This is a genomic window from uncultured Boseongicola sp., assembly GCF_937988555.1.
Classification (GTDB): Bacteria; Pseudomonadota; Alphaproteobacteria; order Rhodobacterales; family Rhodobacteraceae; genus Boseongicola.
On sequence record NZ_CALJXO010000323.1, the window covers coordinates 1 to 3,695 of the forward strand.

The window sequence follows — 3,695 nt, forward strand, 5'->3', positions numbered from 1 at the left end:
TACCGTCATTGTGCCAGATCGTAGCCGTTGGCCACAATCAACTGCGCCGCCACATCCGATGCCAAAAACGCCCAAAACGCCACCGCCGCAGGGTTATCGCCTGCGCGCGCCAAAAACGCTGCATCCTGCTGGATCGGGGAGTAAAGCCCCTCCAATCGTGTAACCTCAGCCCTGCCAATGAACGGCACTTGCGCCTCGGCCAGAAACGCCAGCTGCGCATTGCCCGTCACATAAAGGGTCGCAACTTGTCCGACATTGGTCACCAAAATCGGCTGAAATTTGGCCGTGTCGAGTTCCAGATTCTCCATCACCGAAATCGCGGCTGCTCCGTACGGTGCCACAAGCGGATCCGCCAATGCGACGCGCTGCCCCTCAAAAGCAGCCTCCGCGTTTTCCAGATCGATCGGGCTGCCCGACACCAGAACCAAACGCCCCAGGGCATAGGTTCTAACCGCCGTCGCAAGGCCACTATCTCGCAAAAGCGCTGGCCGTGCGGCATCTGCGGATAACAACACATCAAACGGCGCGCCTGACACGATCTGTGCATAAAGCGTGCCGGTCGAGCCGTGGCTGACCACCGCGGAGTGCCCCGTTTCGGCTTCAAACGACTCGGCCAGGACCTCGGCCGCGGTCACAAAGTTCGACGCGACGGCCAAGAGCACCTCTTCCGAAACGGCAGGGCGCGCCGCAAAGGCCACAGTAAACAGGGCTAAAGCTATGGTTCTCATGCGCCTTTCAGGCCATGATGGGGATAAATTTGCAAGCGCAAAGGCCGCCAAATCAGGACTGAACCAATGGCGCAGAATTCTGACAAAGAGAAAAGTGGTGCCCGAGGGGGGAGTCGAACCCCCACGCCTTTCGGCGGCGGATTTTGAATCCGCTGCGTCTACCATTCCGCCACTCGGGCGCACCAAGGTCCTCATAGCGCGTGATTTCCGGCTCGAAAAGCCCAAAGACGCTCCGCAATGAAGGTATCGCACGCGCGCATCTCTCCGCTTTCATATCCACGGGCGAACCAGCGCTGGCGTTGCTCGGATTTGCCGTGGGTAAGGGTAGGCAGCTGCAGCACGCGTCCCGCGAACTTTTGCAAGATATCATCACCGATCTGCTTGGCGGCATTCATCGCCTCAGCAATGTCTCCACGCACCAAAGATCCAAAGGTCTGCTGCTCCGACGCCCACGCCACTTCATAACAATCCCTTTCACACTCACGCTATTGCGCCTGAGTTCTGCACTCCAAACCCTTGACGACAACAGTCCAATCGTGGCCTAGACTTGCGCCTAAGAAAAGGCAGAGCAGATGATCCGAAGGCTATACGACTGGACGCTTTCCCTGTCCGCACATCCCCGCGCGCTTTGGGCGTTAGCGGCGGTGTCTTTCGTAGAAAGCTCTTTCTTTCCGATCCCACCGGACATCATAATGATCCCGATGATCCTGGCCCAACCGCGTAAAGCCTGGCTCATCGCATTGGTCGCGACGGTCGCGTCTGTCTTTGGCGGCCTTTTGGGCTATTTCATTGGTGCCGCACTTTTTGACACCATCGGTCAGGCGATCTTCGACTTTTACGGCAAGTCCGACGCGGTTGCCGCCTTCAACGAACGCTTCAACGCCTACGGCGCGTGGGCTGTGCTTGTCGCAGGCGTCACACCCTTTCCCTACAAGGTCATCACTATCATGTCGGGCTGGACGGGGCTTTCGATCCCGGTGTTTATCGTTGCTTCAATCGTCGCGCGTGGCCTTCGTTTCTTCATAGTGGCAGGCCTCTTGTGGAAATTTGGCGACCCGATCCGTCTCTTCATCGAAAAGTATCTCGGTCTTCTTTTCACCCTTTTCGTGATCCTGCTTGTCGGTGGGTTCTATGCCGTGAGGTTCCTATGACACGCCGCAATCTGATGCTTCTAGCCGCCGCGGGCTCGCTTGCCCTTCTGATCGGAGCCTACATCTTTCAGGCCCTCGGCTACGCGCCCTGCAAGCTTTGCCTCTGGCAGCGTTGGCCACATTGGATGGGCGTCGGGGTCGGCGTCGTGGCCCTGATCGTCGGCCCATATCTTCTTCTGGCACTACTCGGCGCGCTGACAGCACTCACAACCGCAGGCATCGGCGCGTATCATACCGGCGTCGAACGCGGTTGGTGGGAAGGCCCGACATCGTGCAGCGGCACCGGCCCAGGTCTGGGCGGCATGTCGGGCGCAGACCTACTGTCCCTCGATGCCCCGGTAGATATTGTCATGTGCGACGAGGTGGCATGGGCTTTTCTGGATGTCAGTATGGCCAGTTGGAACGTCGTTGCCTCTCTCGTCATCGCCCTAATTTGGTTCAAGGCAATGACCAGGGACGATGACGCGGTGGCAGGCGCCTGAGGCATAGCCGGGCGGCACTCTTGGGCCCTAACGGTTCGCTTACGATGCGAACGTCTGCACCGACGCAATACCGACGTTACACAGAAGTTGTACCGACATCGGTCAAAGTCAGTGCAAAGAGAGTACACCAACCACCCCTTCCCACGCGCCAGACGTCGGCCCTGTGCCATCGGCTAAACGCACCAGATTCCACAGAGAATTCAATTTCTTCCGCCAAAAACCAATAAATTCAAGTAGCTTAGCGTTATTCGGCGCAAAATCGTCTTTTTGCCGGTTAAGCAACTCAGGACGTTCTGAAAGCCCACAATTCAACAGAAATGCTCGACCGCAGTCAGACCCTAGATGTGGCGGCCAAGGCCCTGCTGAATGGGCCATTGCGCCTAGGTGTTGGGGTCTGTTAGAGTGAAATCAACCAAATCTAGCGGGCCAAACCCCGAAGCGAGAATAACGTGAGCGACACTCCGGAACCTCCTGAAAATACAGAAGAAAGCGGCGCTGAGAAGCCAGCGCCAACAAGTCCAACGATCTCGATCGCGGATGAAATGCGCACGTCCTACCTGGACTACGCAATGTCGGTTATTGTTTCGCGCGCCATACCCGACCTCCGCGACGGCCTAAAGCCTGTGCACAGACGCATTCTTTACGCCATGCACGAGACCGGAAATACGCACGACAAATCATACCGTAAGTCTGCCCGCGCAGTCGGCGACACGATGGGTAAATATCACCCGCATGGTGACGGTGCGATCTACGACGCGCTTGTCCGCATGGCGCAGCCATTTTCGATGTCTCTGCCGCTACTGGACGGTCAGGGCAACTTCGGCTCGATGGACGGCGATAACGCGGCTGCGATGCGTTACACTGAAGTGCGCATGGACAAGCCTGCCAGCTTTCTTCTGGCCGATATCGAAAAAGATACCGTCAATTTCCAGGACAATTATGACGGAAAGGACAGAGAACCCTCTGTTCTTCCTGCACGTTATCCAAATATGTTGGTCAATGGTGCTGCTGGCATTGCGGTCGGCATGGCGACCAATATTCCTCCGCATAATCTCGGTGAAATAATCGACGGTACTTTGGCACTTATCGACGATCCGGACCTGTCATCCGAGAGGCTGATGGAATTCATCCCAGCACCCGATTTCCCGACCGGAGGCCTGATCCTTGGCCGTGCGGGCGCGCGAAAAGCATATATGGAAGGTCGTGGCAGCGTCATCATTCGCGCCAAGACCAGGATCGAAGAAATCCGCAAAGACCGCTACGCAATCGTGCTCGACGAGATCCCGTATCAGGTCAATAAAGCCTCAATGATCGAGAAAATCGCCGATCTGGTC

At 57.0% G+C, this 3,695-nt stretch carries 4 protein-coding genes, 1 tRNA gene and 1 pseudogene; 3 read left to right on the forward strand and 3 right to left on the reverse strand.

Features of this window, described 5'->3' with window-relative positions; all coding sequences use genetic code 11:
* Positions 1 to 5: 5 nt before the first annotated feature.
* From modA to Q1B15_RS19455, 3 genes and pseudogenes are all read right to left on the reverse strand, one after another.
* On the reverse strand, positions 6 to 728 hold the full coding sequence (gene modA / locus Q1B15_RS19445) for a molybdate ABC transporter substrate-binding protein (RefSeq protein WP_299756969.1): 723 nt from the start codon (positions 726 to 728) through the stop codon (positions 6 to 8).
* A gap of 95 nt (positions 729 to 823) precedes the next feature.
* Positions 824 to 907: transfer RNA gene (locus Q1B15_RS19450), tRNA-Leu, on the reverse strand.
* 12 nt (positions 908 to 919) lie between these two features.
* Positions 920 to 1,198 (reverse strand): annotated as a pseudogene (locus Q1B15_RS19455) (neutral zinc metallopeptidase); the annotation flags it as partial.
* Positions 1,199 to 1,300: 102 nt separating this feature from the next.
* Between Q1B15_RS19455 and Q1B15_RS19460 the strand changes: the two are divergent.
* From Q1B15_RS19460 to Q1B15_RS19470, 3 genes are all read left to right on the forward strand, one after another.
* A complete protein-coding gene (locus Q1B15_RS19460; protein ID WP_299756971.1) occupies positions 1,301 to 1,879 on the forward strand; it encodes a VTT domain-containing protein in 579 nt (192 codons plus the stop codon).
* Entirely contained in the window at positions 1,876 to 2,361 is a 486-nt protein-coding gene (locus Q1B15_RS19465; protein WP_299756974.1) for a disulfide bond formation protein B, read from the forward strand. Before Q1B15_RS19460 ends, Q1B15_RS19465 begins: the two co-directional genes overlap by 4 nt.
* A gap of 449 nt (positions 2,362 to 2,810) precedes the next feature.
* On the forward strand, positions 2,811 to 3,695 hold an 885-nt coding region (locus Q1B15_RS19470; protein ID WP_299756977.1), incomplete at its 3' end, for a DNA gyrase subunit A.

Bases quoted from the DNA above. Each gene is read 5' to 3' on its own strand.
- Q1B15_RS19460 (WP_299756971.1), top strand. From the start codon at position 1,301: ATGATCCGAAGGCTATACGACTGGACGCTTTCCCTGTCCGCACATCCC.
- modA (WP_299756969.1), bottom strand. From the start codon at position 728: ATGAGAACCATAGCTTTAGCCCTGTTTACTGTGGCCTTTGCGGCGCGC.
- Q1B15_RS19465 (WP_299756974.1), top strand. From the start codon at position 1,876: ATGACACGCCGCAATCTGATGCTTCTAGCCGCCGCGGGCTCGCTTGCC.